General features: G+C 49.0%; 16 protein-coding genes and 5 tRNA genes. 17 read left to right on the top strand and 4 right to left on the bottom strand.

The features are described 5' to 3' along the window. The first annotated feature begins 285 nt into the window (after window positions 1–285). From ACO6V1_RS01900 to ACO6V1_RS01875, 6 genes are all read left to right on the top strand, one after another. Window positions 286–456 (top strand): hypothetical protein, encoded by a 171-nt coding sequence (locus tag ACO6V1_RS01900; RefSeq protein WP_422448396.1) that lies wholly within the window; start codon window positions 286–288, stop codon window positions 454–456. A 408-nt stretch (window positions 457–864) separates the two neighbouring features. Next, entirely contained in the window at window positions 865–1,122 is a 258-nt protein-coding gene (locus ACO6V1_RS01895) for a hypothetical protein (protein ID WP_422448398.1), read from the top strand. A 91-nt stretch (window positions 1,123–1,213) separates the two neighbouring features. After that, on the top strand, window positions 1,214–2,518 hold the full coding sequence (locus tag ACO6V1_RS01890; RefSeq protein ID WP_422448400.1) for a homoserine dehydrogenase: 1,305 nt from the start codon (window positions 1,214–1,216) through the stop codon (window positions 2,516–2,518). Between the two features lie 77 nt (window positions 2,519–2,595). After that, window positions 2,596–3,984 carry a threonine synthase gene (gene thrC / locus ACO6V1_RS01885; RefSeq protein WP_422448402.1) on the top strand — a complete coding sequence of 463 codons (1,389 nt, stop codon included), beginning with the start codon at window positions 2,596–2,598 and terminating at the stop codon, window positions 3,982–3,984. A gap of 381 nt (window positions 3,985–4,365) precedes the next feature. After that, on the top strand, window positions 4,366–6,102 hold the full coding sequence (gene recJ / locus ACO6V1_RS01880) for a single-stranded-DNA-specific exonuclease RecJ (RefSeq protein WP_422448404.1): 1,737 nt from the start codon (window positions 4,366–4,368) through the stop codon (window positions 6,100–6,102). 100 nt (window positions 6,103–6,202) lie between these two features. Continuing rightward, window positions 6,203–6,823 (top strand): paraquat-inducible protein A, encoded by a 621-nt coding sequence (locus tag ACO6V1_RS01875; protein WP_422448406.1) that lies wholly within the window; start codon window positions 6,203–6,205, stop codon window positions 6,821–6,823. On the opposite strand, the gene dinB is transcribed toward ACO6V1_RS01875, so the two are convergent. Continuing rightward, the gene (gene dinB, locus ACO6V1_RS01870; protein ID WP_422448408.1) at window positions 6,807–7,934 is read right to left on the bottom strand and encodes a DNA polymerase IV; all 1,128 of its coding nucleotides are present in this window, start codon (window positions 7,932–7,934) and stop codon (window positions 6,807–6,809) included. The two genes, ACO6V1_RS01875 and dinB, sit on opposite strands and share 17 nt — an antisense overlap. A 194-nt stretch (window positions 7,935–8,128) precedes the next feature. Here dinB and ACO6V1_RS01865 point away from each other — a divergent pair, with 194 nt between their 5' ends. Continuing rightward, window positions 8,129–8,776, top strand: a complete 648-nt coding sequence (locus ACO6V1_RS01865) for a lysophospholipid acyltransferase family protein (RefSeq protein WP_422448410.1) — start codon at window positions 8,129–8,131, stop codon at window positions 8,774–8,776. 103 nt (window positions 8,777–8,879) lie between these two features. Here ACO6V1_RS01865 and ACO6V1_RS01860 read toward each other — a convergent pair whose 3' ends face one another. Beyond that, complete coding sequence (locus ACO6V1_RS01860; RefSeq protein WP_422448412.1) at window positions 8,880–9,608, bottom strand: hypothetical protein; 729 nt, start codon at window positions 9,606–9,608, stop codon at window positions 8,880–8,882. A gap of 168 nt (window positions 9,609–9,776) precedes the next feature. Here ACO6V1_RS01860 and ACO6V1_RS01855 point away from each other — a divergent pair, with 168 nt between their 5' ends. After that, the gene (locus tag ACO6V1_RS01855) at window positions 9,777–10,445 is read left to right on the top strand and encodes a response regulator (protein ID WP_422448414.1); all 669 of its coding nucleotides are present in this window, start codon (window positions 9,777–9,779) and stop codon (window positions 10,443–10,445) included. On the opposite strand, the gene ACO6V1_RS01850 is transcribed toward ACO6V1_RS01855, so the two are convergent. After that, window positions 10,442–13,945, bottom strand: a complete 3,504-nt coding sequence (locus tag ACO6V1_RS01850; RefSeq protein WP_422465571.1) for a PAS domain-containing hybrid sensor histidine kinase/response regulator — start codon at window positions 13,943–13,945, stop codon at window positions 10,442–10,444. The genes ACO6V1_RS01855 and ACO6V1_RS01850 overlap by 4 nt on opposite strands. A gap of 363 nt (window positions 13,946–14,308) precedes the next feature. Here ACO6V1_RS01850 and acs point away from each other — a divergent pair, with 363 nt between their 5' ends. From acs to ACO6V1_RS01805, 9 genes are all read left to right on the top strand, one after another. Then, window positions 14,309–16,258, top strand: coding sequence for an acetate--CoA ligase (acs, locus tag ACO6V1_RS01845; protein ID WP_422465569.1), 1,950 nt, complete (start codon window positions 14,309–14,311; stop codon window positions 16,256–16,258). A gap of 124 nt (window positions 16,259–16,382) precedes the next feature. Then, a tRNA-Met gene (locus ACO6V1_RS01840) sits at window positions 16,383–16,459 on the top strand. A gap of 50 nt (window positions 16,460–16,509) precedes the next feature. Continuing rightward, window positions 16,510–16,586: transfer RNA gene (locus ACO6V1_RS01835), tRNA-Met, on the top strand. 57 nt (window positions 16,587–16,643) lie between these two features. Next, window positions 16,644–16,720: transfer RNA gene (locus ACO6V1_RS01830), tRNA-Met, on the top strand. A gap of 57 nt (window positions 16,721–16,777) precedes the next feature. After that, window positions 16,778–16,854, top strand: a tRNA-Met gene (locus tag ACO6V1_RS01825). 58 nt (window positions 16,855–16,912) lie between these two features. Further along, a tRNA-Met gene (locus tag ACO6V1_RS01820) sits at window positions 16,913–16,989 on the top strand. Between the two features lie 34 nt (window positions 16,990–17,023). Next, window positions 17,024–17,905: a patatin-like phospholipase family protein gene (locus ACO6V1_RS01815; protein ID WP_422448420.1), complete on the top strand. Its 882-nt coding sequence runs from the start codon at window positions 17,024–17,026 to the stop codon at window positions 17,903–17,905. Between the two features lie 278 nt (window positions 17,906–18,183). After that, on the top strand, window positions 18,184–18,762 hold the full coding sequence (locus ACO6V1_RS01810) for a DJ-1 family glyoxalase III (RefSeq protein WP_422448422.1): 579 nt from the start codon (window positions 18,184–18,186) through the stop codon (window positions 18,760–18,762). Window positions 18,763–18,896: 134 nt separating this feature from the next. Then, a complete protein-coding gene (locus ACO6V1_RS01805) occupies window positions 18,897–19,295 on the top strand; it encodes a hypothetical protein (RefSeq protein ID WP_209275073.1) in 399 nt (132 codons plus the stop codon). Between the two features lie 148 nt (window positions 19,296–19,443). On the opposite strand, the gene ACO6V1_RS01800 is transcribed toward ACO6V1_RS01805, so the two are convergent. After that, entirely contained in the window at window positions 19,444–21,126 is a 1,683-nt protein-coding gene (locus ACO6V1_RS01800) for an AMP-binding protein (protein WP_422448425.1), read from the bottom strand. Window positions 21,127–21,402 lie beyond the last annotated feature (276 nt).

Here is a 21,402-nt window from a genome sequence, read left to right as displayed (position 1 = left end):
TGTCTTAAATTAGGTCTAATGACGGGCAAAGTATGCGCTACCTTTGGCATATGCTCGGGAATGACAGTCGCCGGGGGTCTGGTTGGGGTATTGACTATGGGCTCTTTGGGGTATGCGTGTGCAAATAAGGAACAGCGATCTCGCTACTGTGCCAGTGCTAGCGGCCTTCCCAGTGCATGCTCCACGCTAGCCAAATTTCTGTGTTGTTATCTAGGCCCTTTCTCTGACAGTCGCTGTAGTCATCCGGAACAGCAGGAGCAATCAGCACCGGGTAAGGATTCTGCTGTGATTGATGTTGAGCCCCTGCTGCACGATACCCATTTGCCTGCACCTGCGGGCTCAATGGCTCCGCCACCCTACAACACCCTGAACTATCCCCCCAATCATGCCCCCCCCAATTATGAAGAAACCATTAACTCGCTGGCCGATGGTGTCCAATCCAATAACCCTGACTGACAGCGCTTACATTGCCTGTTGTTTTTAAAACCGTTAAACGGAGTAAATCGCAAAATGCTTAATGCACCCATACCACAAACCATCACCAGATACGTCACCAGATCTATCACCGACCCGAAAGCCAACTGTCATAATTGCACAGGCTGCGGGGCCACTGCTGGCCTTGTCGCTGGTAGTTTCCTGGGGACCAAAGTCACCGATTGTAGCGGTGCACAATGCATGCACTGCCTGCTACGTGGAAATACAATTGATTGCCAAAAATGTATTACAGCAACAGGCTTCTGTTCTCTAACCACTGTGGCAATAACAATTGTCACTGGGTTGGCTTTCGGTGGTGTAGGATATTTGTGCGCGAAACATCTGCAGGGATCATCATGTCTTGCTAATAATGACTCCGAGGAAGACAATTTGCCACCTGATCAGGACGATACACCTGCCAGAGACATTACCGGCACAACAGACCAGGAAACAACACAACCGGTAACAACAGCCCCGGTTACGGCCACTGGAATGATTGACAAGAAGTCCCTGCCTGACAAGGCTGGTTGTGCATCTTCGGACTCAATGGATCCCCTTAACGTTCCACCATCCTACAAAGACCTGTTCCCGGATCCCCCCAATTATGAAGAAGCCATGAAATTACTGCGAGACAGTGCCCGCGAATGACACCGCCCATATCGCATCAAAAAACTGTTTAAGGTTATAATCCCCACCGGTATTACCGGGAATGATCATAACAATGAATATGGGGAACACCTTGAAACCGGTCAAAGTAGGTATCTGTGGACTTGGTACTGTTGGTGGTGGCACCTTCAATGTACTTCAGCGTAACGCCAGAATTATTACTGCCCGGGTCGGCCGTCCTGTGATTATTGAGCAGGTTGGTGCCCGCCGGGATAATTCTGACTGCGACACCGGGGACATCAACGTCACCCGGGATATTTTTGCAGTGGCTCACAACCCTGAGATTGATATTCTGGTAGAAACCATTGGTGGCTATGATGTCGCCAAAGAGCTGATTCTGACGGCAATCGACCAGGGAAAACATGTGGTCACTGCCAATAAGGCCCTGATTGCCGAACATGGTAACGAGATCTTTCAGGCTGCCCGTGATAAAAATGTCATTGTCGCCTATGAGGCAGCGGTTGCCGGTGGCATTCCCATCATCAAGTGTCTGAGGGAAGGGCTGTCGGCAAACAGCATCAGCTGGCTGGCGGGTATTATTAACGGTACCGGCAACTATATCCTGACGGAAATGGGTGACCATAACCGTCCGTTTGCCGATGTTCTGAAAGAAGCACAGGCACTGGGCTACGCTGAAGCAGACCCAACCTTTGATGTCGAAGGTATTGATGCCTGTCACAAGCTGACTATTATGGCGTCCATCGCTTTTGGTATTCCTCTGCAATTCACCAAAGCCTATACCGAAGGCATCAGCAAAATCACGCCCAGTGACATTCAGTATGCCGCTTCCCTTGGCTTTAGAATCAAACACCTTGGTGTTGCCCGCAAGGCAGCCAATGGCATTGAACTGCGGGTTCACCCGACCCTGATTCCTTCTGATCGTCCACTGGCCAACATCAATGGTGTGATGAACTCGGTTGTGATTCAGGGAGATGGGATTGGCCAGACCATGTACAGTGGCCCCGGGGCTGGTGCTGAGCCCACGGCATCTTCCGTAATCGCCGATATCGTCGATATTGCCAGAACCATTGACGCTCCAGACGCTGCTGTTCATGCCCTGGGTTTCTCAGCGGAAAGTCTGAGCGATACCCTGCAGGTACTGCCGATTACCGAGACAGTGTGCAGTTTTTATCTGCGCATCCATGCCGACGATCACCCCGGAGTAATGAATGCCGTTACCCGGGTGCTGAGCAACCACGGCATTAATATCGATGCCATTACCCAGAAAGTCACTCGTGAAGATGATGGTTGTGCGGATATCGTTATCCTTACCCACCGTACTCTTGAAGGCACCATGGACAAAGCTATCTCTGAACTCGAGGCGTTGGAGGATATTAAATCCCCCATCACCCGAATTCGTGTTGAAACCATGGCCTGAAGCTATTTGCCCACCCGCTTACTCTTTGCTGGGTAAGCGGTGCTGTCAGAGTAATAAACAGATATACGGAATTCCCAGTGAAATACATCAGTACCCGAGGACAGGGACACACCAAAGATTTTCAGGATGTTCTGCTGGCCGGGCTGGCGGATGATGGTGGTCTTTACGTACCAGAAACCCTGCCACAGTTCAGCGCTGAGACCATTCGGTCACTGAAGGGACTCCCCTACCATCAGCTTGCCTTTGAAATCATCCAGCCTTTTGTCGGCGGAACCATCCCGGATGATAAACTCAGGCAGATGATTGATGACAGTTACGCCGGGTTCAGCCATCAGGCTGTCGCACCACTTCAGCAACTGGGTGCCAATCAGTGGGTTATGGAACTTTTCCACGGCCCAACCCTGGCCTTCAAAGACTTTGCACTGCAACTGCTTGGTCGCCTTCTGGACCACACACTGACAGATCGTAATGAAAAGGCCATAGTACTGGGTGCAACGTCTGGTGATACCGGATCGGCAGCCATCGAAGGCTGTCGCCATAGCGATCATCTGGATATATTTATTCTTCATCCTTATCAACGGGTATCAGAAGTTCAGCGTCGCCAGATGACGACGGTTCTGGACAGCAATGTTCACAACATTGCCATACAGGGCAATTTTGATGACTGCCAGGATATGGTGAAAAGATGTTTCGCCGACCAGTCGTTCCTGCCGGAGAACACCCGGCTCGTTGCCGTTAACTCCATCAACTGGGCCAGAATCATGGCCCAGATTGTCTATTATTTTCACGCGGCCCTGGCCCTTGGTGCGCCGGATCAGCCTGTCAGCTTTGCAGTGCCTACCGGCAACTTTGGCGATATCTTTGCAGGCTATATCGCCCGGGGAATGGGCCTGCCCATAGAGAAACTGATTGTTGCCACCAATCACAATGACATTCTCCACCGTTTCTTCCAGAACAATGACTACCGCAAGGAAGCACTGCAGCAGACACTGTCGCCCAGTATGGACATCATGGTTTCCAGTAACTTTGAACGCCTGCTGTTTGATATGCATAACCGTAATGGCGACACCCTGACGGAATTGATGTCTGGTTTCAGGGAAACAGGAAATATCCGTGTTGATAATGATGTGTGGCAGGCCATCAGAGCACTGTTTGATAGCAGCCGTTCTGATGATCAGCAGGTCTGCGATACGATCAGTGCCCTGTATAATAACACCGGGTATCTTGCGGACCCCCATACAGCAACCGGTATCCGGGCAACGGAAGAAGTTGGGTTGGCCAGAGAAACGCCAGTGGTAACCCTGGCAACCGCCCACCCGGTGAAATTCCCTGACGCGATCGTCAAAGCGGGCCTGGATGCACCCGCACTGCCAGCTTATATGGCTGATTTGTTTGAGCGGGAGGAGCGTTACGATATTCTTGACAACGAACTTTCATCTCTCAAGTCTTTCATCCAAAGCACCTGACGTTCAAAACCATCACACCTGCAAAGTGCATGCTGGTGTCGCCTTCAAGCAGTTGTGATTCTGCCGATCCAGAACAGGGAGTGTTCTGGAAACTGTCACCAATGAAACCCGATTTGGCTATAAGCGATGGCATAAACGCCTGGCTCCAACCATCCTTGGTCGACGGGCCATAATTCACGCTCATAAGGCCACGGGAAAAAATACATTGTATGGCCGTCATAGTCGGTCACATGTGCATTATATGGCTGAACTGAGACGGAAGATAAACGCGTTAAAGTAATCCATTACGGTACTTTGCAGGCTCTCTATTTATCGCCCCCGCTAAACGGAAACTGTGTTACCCTGACACTTCCTTTCGCTTCATCGCCTGTTGTTTCATTTATGCCTGTGAATATAATCCGCCGCACCTACGACCTTTCAACCTGTTGCTTCACGCCCGAGATGGATCCTCTGCTGGCCAGAATATACAGTGCCCGGGGCGTTAAAACTCAGGATGAACTGCCACGTCAGCTGCAACAGTTAAGCGACTACCGGCAACTCAGGGATATCGATAAAGCCGCTGACATTCTGGCTGAGGCTATTATCAACCAGCAGCGCATGCTCATTGTTGGCGACTTCGACTGTGATGGTGCCACCAGCAGTGCTCTCGCGGTTCTGGCGTTGAGAAGCATGGGTGGCCATGCTGATTTTCTGGTGCCCAACCGCTTTGACTATGGTTATGGCCTGACCCCTGAAATTGTTGAAGCCGCCCTGCCCTTTCAACCGGATGTATTAATCACCGTTGATAATGGCATCTCCAGCCTTACCGGTGTCCTGGCAGCAAAAAACAAAGGTATGAAAGTGGTGGTTACCGACCACCATCTGGCTGGTCGCGAACTGCCCGAAGCCGATGCGATCGTTAACCCTAATCAGCCAGACTGCCCGTTTCCCGGCAAAAATACCGCCGGGGTAGGCGTTATTTTCTACCTGATGTGTGCCTTGCGAACTCTGTTGCGGTCACGGGAGTATTTTCAGGGGAGCACAGAGCCCAATCTGGCCGAACTTCTCGACCTTGTTGCCCTCGGCACAGTGGCTGATGTGGTCAAGCTGGACAGCAATAACCGCATACTGGTTTTCCAGGGACTTGCCCGTATCCGCTCCGGCCGCTGCCGACCGGGTATTACAGCGCTGATTGAGGTATCCGGTAGAAATGCTGAAAAACTGGTCGCGTCTGACCTGGGCTTTGCCCTGGGTCCAAGACTTAATGCGGCTGGACGTCTGGATGATATGTCGATTGGTATCGAACTGCTCCTTTGCGACGATATAAACCGGGCAAGGGAGTTGGCCGTTGAGCTGGATGGTCTTAACCGTGACCGAAAAGCCATTGAGGGCAGCATGCACAGCCAGGCCATGGCAGAGTTGGAGAAAATCCGCTTTAACCAGCAAACAGACCTGCCATGGGGCGTCAGCTTGTTTCAGGAAAGCTGGCACCAGGGCGTGGTTGGCATTCTGGCGTCCCGGGTAAAAGAGAAACTGAACCGTCCGGTGATTGCTTTTGCTGAAGCCGATAATCCTGTGGGAGAGCCAGAACTGAAAGGCTCTGCCAGGTCGATTCAGGGACTGCACATGCGTGATGCACTGGACAGTATTGCCAGGGATAACCCCGGACTTATTATTAAATTTGGTGGTCACGCCATGGCCGCGGGGCTGTCCATACCAAAAGCAAAATTCAACGAATTTCAAACGGCTTTTGACCTTGAGGTCAGAAAACAACTGACCGCTGAAGACCTTCAGGCAGAAATGCACACTGACGGTGAACTGATGCCCGGTCAGGTAACCATGGCAACCGCCTATACCCTTCGCGAGGGCGGGCCATGGGGACAAAGTTTTCCTGAGCCCTGCTTTGATGGTCAATTCCAAATCATTCAGCAGAAACTGGTGGGAGAGAAGCACCTCAAAATGGTACTCAAGATACCCGGCAGCGAACTCTGGCTGGATGCCATTGCCTTTAATATTGACAACAGAGTGTGGCCTGATCCCAATATTCGTCAGATCAAGGCTGTCTATAAACTCGATATCAATGAATTCCGTGGTCAGCACAACTTACAACTGATGGTTGAACATTTTGAACCAGCATGAAATAGACCCATCATGATTAGCAAGCTGACAAACGTCGCTCCTTAGACCAAACTGAGCTATCAGAATCTATTCCTTATTAAGAAGAACAATGAGGTCGTTGATGACAGCTTCCAGGTGGCTACTCACGCTGATGATAATCACCTCCCTTTGCCTGCTGATTCCGGGAGTGACTCAACCCATGATGACCATCAAGGCCGATCTTGATCGTCAGGCAATGCTGAATGAGGCAAGGCATATCGTTCAGCAGCAGAACCTTCATCCTGCCATGGCGGGTCTGGCTACCCAGTTCCTTGATCGTCTGGAAGTTAAAGGGACATCCACTGTTTATGAAAAGAAGCGTTCCATTCTTGGTACCGCTGAAGACCTCTGGAGCAGTGGCTATTATTTTGTGGCAGTACTGATTGTCACCTTCAGCCTGGTGATACCGGTGATAAAACTGGGCTTCCTGTTGCTGGCTAATTTTGTCAGGGAAAACCAAATACTGCTCAGGCTGAACAGTTTACTGGGCAAATGGTCCATGGCTGATGTGTTTGCTATTGGAGTACTTATCGCCTTTCTGGCGGCCAATGCCACTGCGGCTGGACATGACGAATCCAGGCAGATTGTGCAATTTGATGCAGCATTGCACTCTGGCTTTTATTGGTTCGTGGCTTATTGTCTGGTCAGCAATATGATGGGACAGCTGGCAGAAAAAAAACGGGAGCCTAAGCCAGCCCCATAATTTTCTTTTCAAAAAGCTCCAGCTGCTCAAGCGCTCTTTCTTCACGGAGATCCACAAGCCTGACCCCTAAGCCAAGAAGCCTGACCGGACGACCTCCCCGTTCCCAGGCTCTTACCAGCAACTGAGTAAAATGCTCCTTAACACTTTCACCGGTTGTCGGCAGACTCTCCTCAAGGGTGGTCTGGGTAAAATCAGCAAACTTTACCTTAACAAAGTGCTTATGCACCTCGTATTCCTTTTCAATACGCTGGTAGCGTTCCTGAAGTTCTTCAAGCAACGGGATAACCTGTGCAGTAATATCCGCAAGCCCCGCCAGGTCTTTATCATAAGTATGCTCAACAGAAAGGGACTTCCTGCGCCGACTGGTCTGCACCTCACGATCATCCCGCCCCCGGGAAAGCTCCCACAACCGTTCACCAAAACTGCCAAACCAGCGACTTAACTCAAGAATGGAGTACTGGCGTAATTGCCCGCAGGTATTGATGCCTTTTTTATGCAGTTTCCCGGCGGTAACCCGACCTACCCCATGAATTTTTTTCACAGGCAGATCGAAAATAAAATCATCCGCCTGTTCCGGAGTGATCACAAAAAGGCCATTGGGTTTATTCCAGTCACTGGCAATCTTCGCCAGAAACTTATTGGTGGCAACGCCGGCAGAGACGGTGACATGCAATTGTTGAAAAATTTTCTGCCGGATTTCCTCGGCAATCAAGGTGGCACTGCCTCGGCAAAGATGAGTTCCGGTGACATCGAGATAGGCCTCATCCAGGGACAAAGGTTCAATTAAATCAGTATATTGGCGAAAAATGGCATGAGCTTCAGAAGACGCGGCACGATAAACAGAAAAGCGGGGAGGAATGATCTTCAGCTCCGGGCAGAGCCGCATCGCCTGGGCTGAAGACATGGCTGAATGCACACCAAATCGACGCGCCTCATAGTTACAAGTGGCAATCACCCCTCTACGATCCGGAGCCCCCCCGACAGCAACCGCCTTTCCTGACAACCTCGGATTATCACGTATTTCAATACTGGCAAAGAAGGCGTCAAAATCGATATGTATGATTTTTCTCTGGACCACCTTTTGCTCAAGAATGGCATTACTTTCCATCATGTTCCAATTAGCTCCGGGATAAGCACTGTATATACATACAGAATGCTTTTGGCAAGCAATTCCTTGCCTGTTAACCAGTCGTTAAGGCTGCATACATTCATTTTCTGTTATGAAGCTGTGCTCAAAGCGATCGCTCTTTTGATAGCTTTCAACACCGCTTCCTGTAAACGGGATAGCAAGGCACCCTCTGAACTATGCAAATCACAATTTTCAATACACCCATTGTCAGCCAGACCCTTTCTATATTCGCAAAACTGTTTCTCAAAGTGATGGGCTGGAGGATTCAGGGCAGAGCCCCACGCCTGGCCAGGTACGTGCTTGTTGGTGCTCCCCATACCAGTAACTGGGACTTTGTCTATGGCATGGCGATTGGCCTTGCTACCGGTGTACAGTGTTACTGGGTGGGCAAACACACCCTGTTCTGGGGGCCGTTCAACTGGGTTATGCGCTGGATGGGAGGGATTCCACTGGATCGGAATGGCAGATGCAGAAGAGGCAGCCTGGTAGAACAGGCGGTCTGTACTTTCAAGCAACACAGAAAGCTGGGCCTGGTGATATGCCCTGAAGGTACCCGGGCACTCGGCGAGCGGTGGCACACAGGCTTCTACCATATGGCAAAAAATGCCGGCATCCCCATTGTACTTGCCTTTCTTGATTTCAAGGACAGAACCGGAGGATTTGGTCCTGTTATCGAGCCAGGGGAGGACATCGAAAAAGACCTTTCGGAAATACAGGCATTTTACTCAGACATTTATGGCAAACATCCGGAATGCTTTAGTCCGGTATCACCAAAATGCACAAAGCAAAGCCTTCATGGGCCATACCAGGCACCGACTTCATAATGCCTGTGATTAATTTTCGCCCTGCTGAGAATGGGTGTAGTGCTTTGCAACAGGCGTTATTGAGCGCCTGTAAAGCAGTCGGGGAAATGAATGCCCTTTATCATCAGCCAACCAGATCAGCCAATTCCTTGATAGAAACCTGCTCGGCAACCACTTTAGCTGCAATTCGATCATGAAGAGCTAAAGGGGTTCTTTTAATGCCCGCAGCCCAATCATCAAATTTTTGCCATAAATAGTGTTGTGCACTGAGCTTGACTGAAAAATTTCCCGGACCATCGATGAAATGCTCGACATTATTGGATTTATTATGTTTAAAGTCATTGTAAATCAGTGGGGACAATAAAGTGCCTGCTGCCAGACCGCCGAGGATGATATTCACAGGTTCCACAACCGCAACCATAAGCCCGAAACCCACAACATATCGACAGGCAAGGTCGGTAACCCGGTTATAGATAAAATTACTCAGTATGTTTGCTGGAGTAATCGTATATTCCAGGAACGACTTGGTGTTTTCTCTCCCCGAAAGATGATCCACAGCCTTCATAAAGGGCGCATAAACACAAAAGCCGAAAACCCCACCCACCAAGGCAGATGGGAGCGCAAAGACAGTATGGCCAAAAATGCTACCAACCAGTTGTCCGAGCTGGGAAACTGCCGCAAGGGAAGAAACCGCAACCGTCTTGACTGTATTCCATCCAGGACTCTTTTCCCGGTCCTCTTTTAATTCAGCCAGGCTTTGAGCCTTTGATTCATAATCTTCAAAATATTCCTTAGTGTATTTACCCTGATCAACAGCAACTGGAACTGAAGAAAAATTGACCGAACCAACCATTTAGTGCCCTTATTTCAGTAGATATCCACTAATTATGACCGCCCCAACAGAGAATAGTTCCATCATATGAAATCGATTTACTTATACTTTAATAAACCTCTGAGTCTTTGAAGGGTTCACAGAGGTTATTTAATTGACCGATCAAACAGATAATGGCAACCTCAAAAAATGGACTACACAATAATAATTGCCGATGACCACCCCTTATTCCGGACTGCTCTCAAGTCCTCTGTTGGTCACGCACTCAAGGAACCTGTGATCCACGAAGCTGGTTCAATCGCTGAACTGCAAATGCTTCTGGACAACAATGCCTCACCGGATCTCATCTTGCTGGATCTGCACATGCCGGGAGCGCACGGGCTGTCCGGGTTGATATTTCTCAGAGGGCAATATCCGGATGTTCCTGTTGTCATTGTTTCAGCTTCTGATGACCAGCAGATCATACAGAAAACCAAAAACCATGGAGCCAGTGGCTTCATTCCAAAGTCTACGCCGCTGGATGTCCTGAAAGTCGCCATTATCAAAGTTCTGGATGGAGAAAACTGGTGGCCTGATAATTTCCAACCTGTCGAATCCCGGCAAAGCAGTGATATGGAAGCCAGACTGGCAACCCTGACACCACAGCAGTTCAGGGTTCTGGGCATGATCAGTGAAGGCCTGTTGAATAAGCAGATTGCCTATGACCTGAATGTTTCGGAAGCGACGATCAAGGCCCATGTGACCGCCATTTTCAAAAAACTGGGGGTCAGAAGCAGGACCCAGGCGGTGATCGCCATCAAAGCGCTGGAAATTGAGATGCCCGGGCAGGATCCGGAAGATCATAAAACCGAAGACTAAACCGTTTCTAACGGGTGTTTTTCAACGTCATAACGGTTCAGAATGGCCCTCATGGAGGCTGGCTTGACGGGCTTTTTCAAATAGCTGATATTCAGCTCCCGGCATCGTTGCCGCAGTTCATCCTGTTGATTCGCGGTGACCAGAACAGCACCTGTTTGATAACCTGACCTTTTACGGATACGTTCTATCAACTCAATACCGCTGGCCTGATCGCCCATCTGGTAATCCACCATCAATAAATCAGGCGTCATGACCTCAAGCGAATGAATCGCTTCATGATGACTTTGTGCAGTCTCCACCCGACACCCCCAACGAGTTAACAGACTGGCCATACCTTTGATAATGTCCGGTTCATCATCCACACACAGAACCTTCAACCCCATGCTCCCCTGATCAGGATCACAAGGTACCACTGCGGGATCCACAATACTTCCAGAGACCAAAGGAACCACAACGGAAAAAACAGCCCCCTCTCCCGGCGACGATGACAAGGAAATTTTTGCCTCAAGGATCTGAGCTATACCTTTAGCAATGGAGAGCCCAAGCCCCAGCCCATTCACGGCTGTCGATAACCGCTCAAATTCTGCAAAAATCAGTGCCTGCTTGTCTTGGGGTATGCCCTGCCCATTATCCCTTACCTCAAGTCTCAGCTGTTGATTGTTGATAAAACGACATCCCAGCAGCACTTTTCCTGTTTTATGGGTGCTGGCAACATAACGAAACGCATTGGTCAGGAAATTTTGTAATATTCTTCTCAGGAGCACCGGATCGGTTTTAATGCGCCGATCAGAACTGACCACCCTGAACATCAGCCCATTCTCTTTCGACAACAGCGAAAACTCGGACCTCAGGGGCTCTAACACCTCCATTACAGGAACATCCCGAAGATTCACCGCCACCTTACCCGCTTCGATTCGCGACATATCCAGCAAATCTGTCAACAAATGCTCCGCAGACCTTAATGAGTTGCTGATATTTTGCGCCAGTTCTTCATGCACGGTGCCTTTTGCTTCCAGTTCCATGGAGGCAGTAAATAGTCGAGCCGCATTCATTGGCTGCATAAGGTCATGGCTGATTGCCGCAAAAAAACGTGAACGCAAGTGGTTCGCTTTCTCTGCCTGTGACTTTGCCCCTAAAAGTTGCACATTTAACAATGACAGCTCTTTTGTCCGCTCCTGCACCCGATGCTCCAGGCTTTCATTTGCTTCTTTCAGGGCCTGCTCAACCTGACGGAACCCGGTGATATCGGTGAAAGCCATAACAAATCCACCACCGGGCATGGGATTCCCCTGAATCTGAATCACCCTGCCATCCTGTCGCCGCCTTTCTGAGCGATGGGCCGTCCCATTCCTCATATATGACAGTCGTTTATTGACGTGATGGTCTACATCACCGACTCCGCAAAGTCCATTCAGGGCATTATGCCGAATAACATCTGCAATGGGACGACCCACCTTAATCAGGTCATTCGGGTAGTCAAACAACTGCAGATATTGCTGATTCCAGGCAACTAACTCCAGGTTACGATCAACCACACTGATCCCCATGCTGATATGCTCAATCGCTCCCTGCAGCAGTTCCCGGTTGAACTGAAAGACTTCCGAGGCCTCATCCACCATAGCCTGAACTTCTTCAAGCGCGACATTCCCATGTGCCAGAGACTTCATCACAATACGGGCCGATGACGCCCCCAGCGTTCCTGCAAGCAACCGTTCAATCGCGGCCACCAGTTCTGGCCCTGCCTGCTTATGACCATTCAGCGCTCCGAATAGCAGCCCTCTATCCCCGGACTCAAAGCGTTGAATAACACCCTGCACCCGGTTTTTACTGACAAAGCGGCTGGCCAGCTGTTCAAGCTCTTCTACCGTAATGGCTGCATTCGGGAAAACACCATCTTCAGACAGGACCGCATCAACAAACTTCCGGGACTGCCTTCTCTCTTCAATACCCGGCCTCAGGTAAAGACAGCCACAAAGATAGACAAAGGTATTCAGCGACAGCGCAACCAGTGTTGCTCCGGTGACCGTACCGGTAATACCCAGACCAAAAAGATTATCCGGCTTAAGCCACTCATAACCAAAAACACCTTGCTGAACAACACTGGTACCCAGCCATGAAACATCAACCAGCACAGGTACTATCAGGCAGAAAAGCCAGACCATAAAACCCACTAACAGGCCACCGGCGGCTGCCCGGGCATTGCTTTCCCTGATGTAGAGACTACCCAGCAACACCGGGGCGAGTTGAGCAACGGCCGAAAATGACATCTGACCGATAGCAGCCAGAGAACCAGCGCCTTCCAGCAGTCGATAAACAACCCATGACAACATCAATAAAATGACAATCGTCGTACGTCTTACCGTCAGCAACAGGCCACTGAACCGGTAAAAGTCATTACTGTCGCGGTAACTGTGATTATTTCTGCGCAGCAGTAATGGCATTAAAATTTCGTTGGATACCATGGTGGTCAAAGCCAGTGTTGCCACAATCACCATGCTGATGGCAGCAGACACGCCCCCCAGAAAAGCCAGCACAGCCATGGGTAAGTTGCCCATCAGTTTTGGCAGTTCAATCAAATAGGCATCACCGGGCACAGTGCTGCCCAATAGCTGATTGCCAGCCAGCGCCAGTGGTATCACAAACAGAGCCAGTAACAACAAATAGGCAGGAAACAGCCATCGAGCCTTATGGAAATCATCAATGCTGCTGTTTTCTACCACCGTGACATGAAATTGTCGGGGCAGACACAGTATGGCTGCCATGGCCATTACCGTAGGCATGATAATACTATCAAACCAGCTGACCCCGGCATTCCCGTCACCCGGCTGGATGATGGCATCAAGATTAATATGATCCACAGCAGCCCACGAAACCCAGATTCCCACCAGCAGGAAAACCGAGAGCTTAACCAGAGACTCAAAGGCAATAGCCGTCATAATGCCATTCTGGTGCTCGGTAGCATCCAGCTTTCGGGTACCAAACATAATGACAAAAACACTCAGGGTTAAGGTGATGGCTAATGCCAGATCTTCCCGAGACCATCGGCCAGACTCTGGACTGTCATCCGTCAGCTGAGCAAAGCCCATCACAATAGCTTTTAGCTGCAGCGCTATATAGGGAAGCACACCAATGACCAGAATGAGGGTCACCAGAATTGCCATAAAGTGGGAGCGACCATGCCGGGAAGCGATAAAGTCGGCAATTGACGTAATGTTCTCCTGTTTACTGACAGTAATCAGCTTGACCAGAAGCTTCCAGAAAAGAACAAAAACCAGGATGGGACCAAGATAGATGGGAATAAATGACCACAGGTTTTCACTGGCCTGCCCCACGGCACCGAAAAAAGTCCAGGAAGTACAGTAAACAGCCAGAGAAAGGCTGTAAATCAAGGGCTGCCAGCGCTTCCTGAAAGTAGCCCCCCGATAATCACCAAACCAGGCAGCAACAAAAAGGCAGGCGACGTACACTGTGGCAATAAGTGCCAGTATCCATCCAGACATAGCTATTATTCTTATAAGTCATTCCGCCGAAGCAGAATTTTCTGTGGCGTTTCTCAGCGAAATATACACCGGTGCCCGTGGAATGTCGCCCTTGATCGTACGTTAGTCAGAAGGCTGATACTTTCGATATCAGTCAAAATAGTGATAGGGTTATTAAATGCACAAAACCGGGACCAGATACTTTATCTGATAGAAGTTAAGACCAAAGTCTAATACCAGAAATCCCTGCAAATCCTAAACTGAGAACACTTCAATAAATACGTTCACAGTCGTTTTATTGAGCAATCACTCAACCTCAACAAAATAACAACCGCCCTGAGTCATTTTGAACTAAATAATAATAACAACACTAAGGGAAGTGATATGTCTGACACCTCCGTTTATCCAGTTAAACCTGCTGCTCTTGAGAACACACTGGTTAACAACGACCAGTATCTGGAAATGTATCAGCAATCCATCATTAATCCTGAAGGCTTCTGGCGCAAACACGGTCAACGCATCCACTGGTTCCAGCCGTTCTCCAAAGTGAGAAAAGTCTCTTTTGACGACCACTTCGTCAGTATCAACTGGTTTTATGATGGTACCACCAATGCGTCCTACAACTGCCTTGACCGGCACCTGGAAGAGCGAGGTGACCAACTGGCCATTATCTGGGAGCCGGATGATGAAGGTGAAGCCAGAAAGGTGACCTACCGGGAACTGCATGAACTGGTATGCCGCTTCGCCAATGCATTGAAGAGTCAGGGTGTTCGCAAAGGTGATGTGGTAGCGATCTATATGCCCATGGTCATCGAAGCCACCGTCGCCATGCTGGCCTGCAGCCGTATCGGGGCCATTCATTCCGTGGTGTTTGGCGGATTCTCACCGGAAGCACTGGCAGGAAGAATCATTGACTCAAAAGCAAAGATTGTCGTGACTGCCGATGAAGGTGTTCGAGGCGGGCGCACAGTCCCTCTTAAAAGCAACGTCGATGAAGCACTGACACACCCCGACACACACACCATTGAGAAGGTCATTGTTCTCAAACACACAGGCGCTGATATTGCCTGGCATCGTCACCGTGACGTCTGGTGGCAGGAGCTAACCGCACTCACTTCGCCACACTGCGAAGCCAGGGAGATGAATGCCGAGGATCCACTCTTTATCCTCTATACCTCAGGCTCTACCGGAAAGCCAAAGGGTGTCATGCATACCACAGGTGGCTACCTGGTATACGCTTCCATGACCCATCAATATGTATTTGACTATCAACCCGGTGAAGTCTTCTGGTGCAATGCTGACGTTGGCTGGATTACCGGACACTCATACGTCACCTATGGCCCTCTGTTGAATGGCGCAACCATTGTGATGCACGAGGGTGTGCCTAATTATCCTGAAACCAATCGCATCAGCAAAATCATCGATAAACACGCTGTGAATATTCTTTATATTGCACCAACAGCTATCCGCTCATTAATGGCCGAAGGCGATGCGGTGGTCAAAGACACTCATCGAAACTCACTGAGATTGCTGGGCTCTGTCGGGGAGCCCATTAACCCGGAGGCCTGGAGCTGGTACTACTCAACCATTGGTGAGCAGCGCTGCCCTATCGTCGACACCTGGTGGCAGACCGAAACAGGCGCTGCGATGCTGACTCCACTTCCGGGAGCCACTGACCTTAAGCCAGGTTCAGCCACGCGACCATTCTTTGGTGTACAACCTGCCCTGGTAGATAACATGGGTCGTCTGATCCATGGCCCCGGAGAAGGCAATCTTGTCATCCTGGATAGCTGGCCCGGACAAGCGAGAACCGTCTATGGAGATCATGAACGGTTTGTTCAAACCTACTTCTCATCGTTTAAAGGTATGTATACAACAGGTGACGGAGCCCGAAGGGATGAAGATGGCTATTACTGGATCACCGGTCGTGTGGATGATGTCATTAATGTTTCCGGCCACCGTATGGGAACGGCAGAAATAGAATCGGCAATGGTAGCCCATCAGCAGGTGGCGGAAGCTGCGGTTGTCGGTTTCCCACACCATATCAAGGGCCAGGGGATCTATGTTTATGTCACGCTCAATAGCGGGACAGACAGCAGTGAAGACCTGAAAAAGAACCTGAAGGAATGGGTAAGGAAAGAAATAGGGCCAATTGCTACCCCGGATATTATTCAGTGGGCCCCGGGACTTCCCAAGACCCGGTCTGGAAAAATCATGAGGCGGATTCTTCGGAAAATAGCTGCTGACGAGTTCGAAAACCTTGGCGACACATCAACGCTGGCAGATCCTGAAGTCGTGAACCAGTTGATCGCGAATAAAGCGGTGGCCAGCTAATAATTGTCAATTGTCGTGCGGTATCCGTGCATAACCAATACCGCACTCACTTTCACCCTCTCCTTTTGCCGCAGGTAATCCTTGACATTATAACCAGCGTCCCTATAATTCGCCTCTCTTTCGACGCGGGATGGAGCAGTCTGGTAGCTCGTCGGGCTCATAACCCGAAGGTCGTTGGTTCGAATCCAGCTCCCGCAACCACTTTTGTAAAGCAGTTGATGTTTTTTAAAGAATCAGCTGAACAGTTTTGTCGCGGGATGGAGCAGTCTGGTAGCTCGTCGGGCTCATAACCCGAAGGTCGTTGGTTCGAATCCGGCTCCCGCAACCACTATTGTAAAGCAGTTGATGCTTCTTTATTTTTAAAGAATCAGCTGAACAGTTTTGTCGCGGGATGGAGCAGTCTGGTAGCTCGTCGGGCTCATAACCCGAAGGTCGTTGGTTCGAATCCGGCTCCCGCAACCACTTTTGTAAAGCAGTTGATGCTTCTTTATTTTTAAAGAATCAGCTGAACAGTTTTGTCGCGGGATGGAGCAGTCTGGTAGCTCGTCGGGCTCATAACCCGAAGGTCGTTGGTTCGAATCCAGCTCCCGCAACCACTTTCATAAAGCAGTTGATGTTTCTTTATTTTTTAAAGAATCAGCTGAGCAGTTTTGTCGCGGGATGGAGCAGTCTGGTAGCTCGTCGGGCTCATAACCCGAAGGTCGTTGGTTCGAATCCAGCTCCCGCAACCATCTTATCTCAATTAAGAACCTCATCACTCCAACCATGCAACACATCGCCCCCTCCTCATCCATAAAAAGAGCGCTGGTTGTTGAAGGTGGAGGTATGCGTGGCATTTTCACCGCTGGTATTCTGGACGCTTTTCTTGATAAACGAGTCCAAGCTTTCGATGGCTACTATGGCGTCTCGTCTGGCGCGCTGAATCTCAGTTCATTTATTGCGGGTCAACGTGGACGCAATCTTGATATCTATACCAAGCTATGCCTTGACTCTGAGTTTATCAGTATTCTGCGCCACATCAGGGGTGGGGATCTGTTTGATCTTGACTGGTTTTTCCAAAAGCTTTCACAACAAAACGCTTTAAACTTTGACCGTTTCAGAAAGAGGCTGAACACTCAACGCTTTACCGTTGTCAGCACATGTATTGAAAGTGGAAAACCCGTTTATCACAGCATTGACAGCAACACACCAAATGAGGTCATCAACGACACATTGAAGGCAAGCAGCGCCTTACCCATGATTTATCGAAAGCCGGTATTGGTTAATGACCACGCCCTGACCGATGGCAGTTTATCAGACCCCTTGCCAATACAAAAAGCGATTGATGACGGCCATAATCAGATTGTTGTACTTAGAACCAGGCAAGCAAACTTTCGTAAAAGCTCAGCGACCGGGTCAAAAATTTATGCCTGGCAAAATCGTCAAATGCCAGCCGTGTCAACGCTGATAAAAGATCAGAACATCATTTACAACCAGGCGGCAGATCTTGCGGAATCAGTTGCACAAGACTCAAGCGTACATCTGGTTCATATCTCGCCACTGAAGCCACTGAACACCTCCAGAGGAACAAGACACAGAAACCACCTTGTGTCTGATTACCACAGTGGCTACACCCTCGGCTATAACCTTGCCGGGCAACTGGCATAATACCAATTCATTATCAAATTTATCTCACCAGCCCTAACTATCTGCTAGATTAAAATTCTGTCGGCATAAGAGCCTGTTTAAATATCTTAATGCGAACTGAAAGCGACGATAAAACAATCCTGTTATTCATTTTTTCTCATTTTGTAGTCTGATTCTGTGCAGAAGAGAGCCAATATACAGAAGCTTTATCTCTCAGTTTTAACTACCCGCACAAGATCCCATACGGCCTTAAGCTGCAGACATTTACTTAACACCCCACCTTCTAAATAGGGTCTACCATGCCAAGACAGGTTCTCATCCCAATTGCTGATGGCTCTGAAGACATTGAAGCTGTGACCATCATAGATACACTCAGGAGAGCGGGCGCACAAGTCACTGTAGCCAGCTGCCTTCCTGATGGCAAACAGACCATCACCACCTCACACAAAACACAGATCACAGCAGATGTGCATATAGAAGCCTGCACAGGCAAGCCGTTTCACCTGATCGCCCTTCCTGGTGGCATGCCCGGTGCCGACAACCTGAAGAACTGCAAAACGCTGATAACACTGCTGCATGACCAGCAAAAAGCCGGAAAATGGTATGCCGCTATATGCGCCTCGCCTGCGGTTGTTCTTGCTCATCACGGTTTACTGGATAACGTCCACGCGACTTGCTACCCCAGCTTCATGGAGCAAATGGAAGGTGCCCTGACACATCCCGGAAACACCGTAGTCGTGGATGAAAAGAAACGGGTTATAACAGCCCAGGGCCCGGGCAATGCCATGGGATTTTCATTTAAATTAGTTGATGCACTCTATGGAAAAGATGCTTTTCGGCCGATAGCCAAACAGATGATTGCTGACTGGGCCTTGTGATCCTTCTCCAGTAAAAACCCCAACCTCATCAGCGATGTTAATTGAACGTAGTTGTACAAATGCGTATAGAATACATATAAGGGTTTTCCGAAGCCGCAGGGAAGCCCAGTGCATTAACCCACGAGGTATGAAAAATGGAAAGCTTTATCCTGATTGTGGCTGGCATTTTTGCACTGTATTACCTGAGTCAAAAACAGGACATTATGGCAAACAAGATGTTTGGTCACGAATTCAACCGTTTCGAGCGGATCTACCACAACACCACCTACTCTTGTCAAAATTCCACCATTGTCAGAAAGCAACTAACCAGTGGAATGCCCCTGCCCTTCATTCCAGCGACCAGCTATTCAGTAAGAGCCTTATGCCTTACCGAAGACAATCACTGGTTCTGGTTTGATGCCTCTATACATCGCATGAAACTGGATCGCACCAGCATTACCCCCACCGATGCCAAAGACGCATTTAACGCCTTGAAAGACGACCCTGAAATACTGCACCGTTACTTCTCAAACCATGACCAGCAATCAGCATAACTGACTGCCAGAAACGCCTTGACATATAAACGACAGATAAAAAATATCCTGTAACCCTGATTACCAGGGATTACAGGACTTGTGATAAAGAGACCACCCTTCCGAATGGATCCCACCAAAGCATAACAGGTTAACTCACAACCTATGACTACCGAAGGTCTTTGCGCAAAATCTTACCAACCGGTGTCATCGGCAATTCATCACGAAATTCACACACTTTGGGCACTTTATAGGCCGTCAGATAATCACGACACCAGTTTAGTAACTCGTCAGCTGTAAGACTGTCATCTGACTTGATAACAAACAACTTGACCTTCTCCCCGGTATTCTCATCGGGCACTCCAATGGCTGCACAGTTTGCCACCTTCGGATGGCCGGAAACAACATCCTCAATTTCATTCGGATAGACATTAAAACCGGAAACCAGAATCATATCCTTGATGCGGTCAACAATTCTGACAAACCCATCTTCCTGGATCACAGCGACATCACCGGTTTTCAGCCAACCATCCGTACTGAGTACTTCGGCTGTTGCTTCAGCTCTCTGCCAGTATCCGGACATAACCTGCGGCCCCCTGACACAAAGCTCCCCAGGCTCACCTATCGCAGTCTCACCACCATTCTCGTCTATGGTTTTCAGCTCTGTGGAAGGTATTGGCAGGCCCGCTGTACCTGGCTGTGACAAATCACCGGCTGGATTCATACAAACGGCGGGAGAACACTCTGTTAACCCATAAGCTTCAGAAATAATACACCCGGTCTCTTTATGCCACCTTTGAGCCGTTGCCTCCTGCAGCGCTGTCCCTCCGGATAAAGTTACCTTTAAACCTGAGAGATCACATTCTTTAAATTTGGGATGATTCAGCAAGCTGGCAAATAGGGTATTCAGGCCAATAAAAGCAGTAAAACGCCACGGTTTAATAAACTTAATAAATGTATCTGTATCTCTCGGGTTAGCTATCAGAATACTGTGATTCCCCATAAACGGCATACACATTAAATGCACTGTGAAGGCATATATGTGATAAAGCGGTAAGGGTGCGATAAGCGTTTCGTGCCCTGTTTTTAAAATTTTCTGCCCCTGTTCATCCACTTGAGACAGCATCTCTTTGGACTGAAGCATATTTGCTATCAAATTCCTGTTAGTCAAAATGGCACCTTTGGCCACCCCGGTAGTACCACCAGTGTATTGAAGTACCAGGGGATCAGAGAGCTTACCCTCCGGAATCGGTTGATAGTCAGAGGCTTTTGCAGCCCTGAAGGAGTCAAGCAGCGGAACTGCTTGGGGTAAGGAATACCGTGGCACCATCTTCTTAACATATTTGACCAGGAAATTAACCACCTGCCGTTTCGGAGCCGGGACCATATCAGCAAGCCGGGTCACAAAAAGATGCTTGATTTCTGTCTGACCAACCACCTCTTCAACGAGATCACCAAAGTTTTCAAAAAATACTAACGCCTTTGCTCCCGAGTCCTTGAACTGGTGCAACATTTCCCGGGCAGTATAAAGCGGGTTGGTATTTACGATAACCAATCCGGCTCGCAACGCGCCATAAACGACAATCGGGTACTGTAGAAGATTGGGCATCTGAATCGCAATTCGATCCCCCGGTTGCAGATCAGTATTTCTTTGGATGTATGCTGCAAACCGCTGACTGTAAAGATCAATGTCAGCATAAGTCAGTGTATGTCCTATGCCTGTAAATGCGGGGAGCGAGCCATTCTCATTTAAAAAAGCATTGATCACAGATAAAGCACTGGAATACTCATCAGGGTTAACAGAATCACCAACCCCAGCAGGCCTTTTACCATTCCAGAATGATGCATCCATAACACTGCGCCTCTTATTTTATGGTTATTGTTATCAGGGCTATTTAACCTTTTCAGGGAATTTTACCCAATATTTTAACGACAGGCATCTAATTAGTGACGAATTTGCCGAATAATTATCATGTAATCTCTGGCAATGACGTTTTTTTTACCTTAATCTATTTTTTAAGACACAATTTACGCAGATAGTCAGAGCACGTAAAGACACCAGTACTAACTACGGACAGAATCAACAGGATGTTGACCATAAAACCGTCTACGAGCCCAGTCAGATCAT

It is taken from the genome of Endozoicomonas sp. ALC013, assembly GCF_049310205.1.
Lineage (GTDB): Bacteria > Pseudomonadota > Gammaproteobacteria > Pseudomonadales > Endozoicomonadaceae > Endozoicomonas.
The sequence above is the reverse complement of the archived record's forward strand: the minus strand, read 5'-3'. Positions and strand labels throughout refer to the sequence as shown.

Coding starts and splice junctions, on each gene's coding strand:
- ACO6V1_RS01810 (WP_422448422.1), top strand. CDS start 18,184: ATGCCAAGACAGGTTCTCATCCCAATTGCTGATGGCTCTGAAGACATT.
- ACO6V1_RS01855 (WP_422448414.1), top strand. CDS start 9,777: ATGGACTACACAATAATAATTGCCGATGACCACCCCTTATTCCGGACT.
- ACO6V1_RS01860 (WP_422448412.1), bottom strand. CDS start 9,608: ATGGTTGGTTCGGTCAATTTTTCTTCAGTTCCAGTTGCTGTTGATCAG.
- ACO6V1_RS01875 (WP_422448406.1), top strand. CDS start 6,203: ATGACAGCTTCCAGGTGGCTACTCACGCTGATGATAATCACCTCCCTT.
- dinB (WP_422448408.1), bottom strand. CDS start 7,934: ATGATGGAAAGTAATGCCATTCTTGAGCAAAAGGTGGTCCAGAGAAAA.
- ACO6V1_RS01850 (WP_422465571.1), bottom strand. CDS start 13,945: ATGTCTGGATGGATACTGGCACTTATTGCCACAGTGTACGTCGCCTGC.
- recJ (WP_422448404.1), top strand. CDS start 4,366: ATGCCTGTGAATATAATCCGCCGCACCTACGACCTTTCAACCTGTTGC.
- ACO6V1_RS01800 (WP_422448425.1), bottom strand. CDS start 21,126: ATGGATGCATCATTCTGGAATGGTAAAAGGCCTGCTGGGGTTGGTGAT.
- ACO6V1_RS01865 (WP_422448410.1), top strand. CDS start 8,129: ATGCAAATCACAATTTTCAATACACCCATTGTCAGCCAGACCCTTTCT.
- ACO6V1_RS01815 (WP_422448420.1), top strand. CDS start 17,024: ATGCAACACATCGCCCCCTCCTCATCCATAAAAAGAGCGCTGGTTGTT.
- acs (WP_422465569.1), top strand. CDS start 14,309: ATGTCTGACACCTCCGTTTATCCAGTTAAACCTGCTGCTCTTGAGAAC.
- ACO6V1_RS01805 (WP_209275073.1), top strand. CDS start 18,897: ATGGAAAGCTTTATCCTGATTGTGGCTGGCATTTTTGCACTGTATTAC.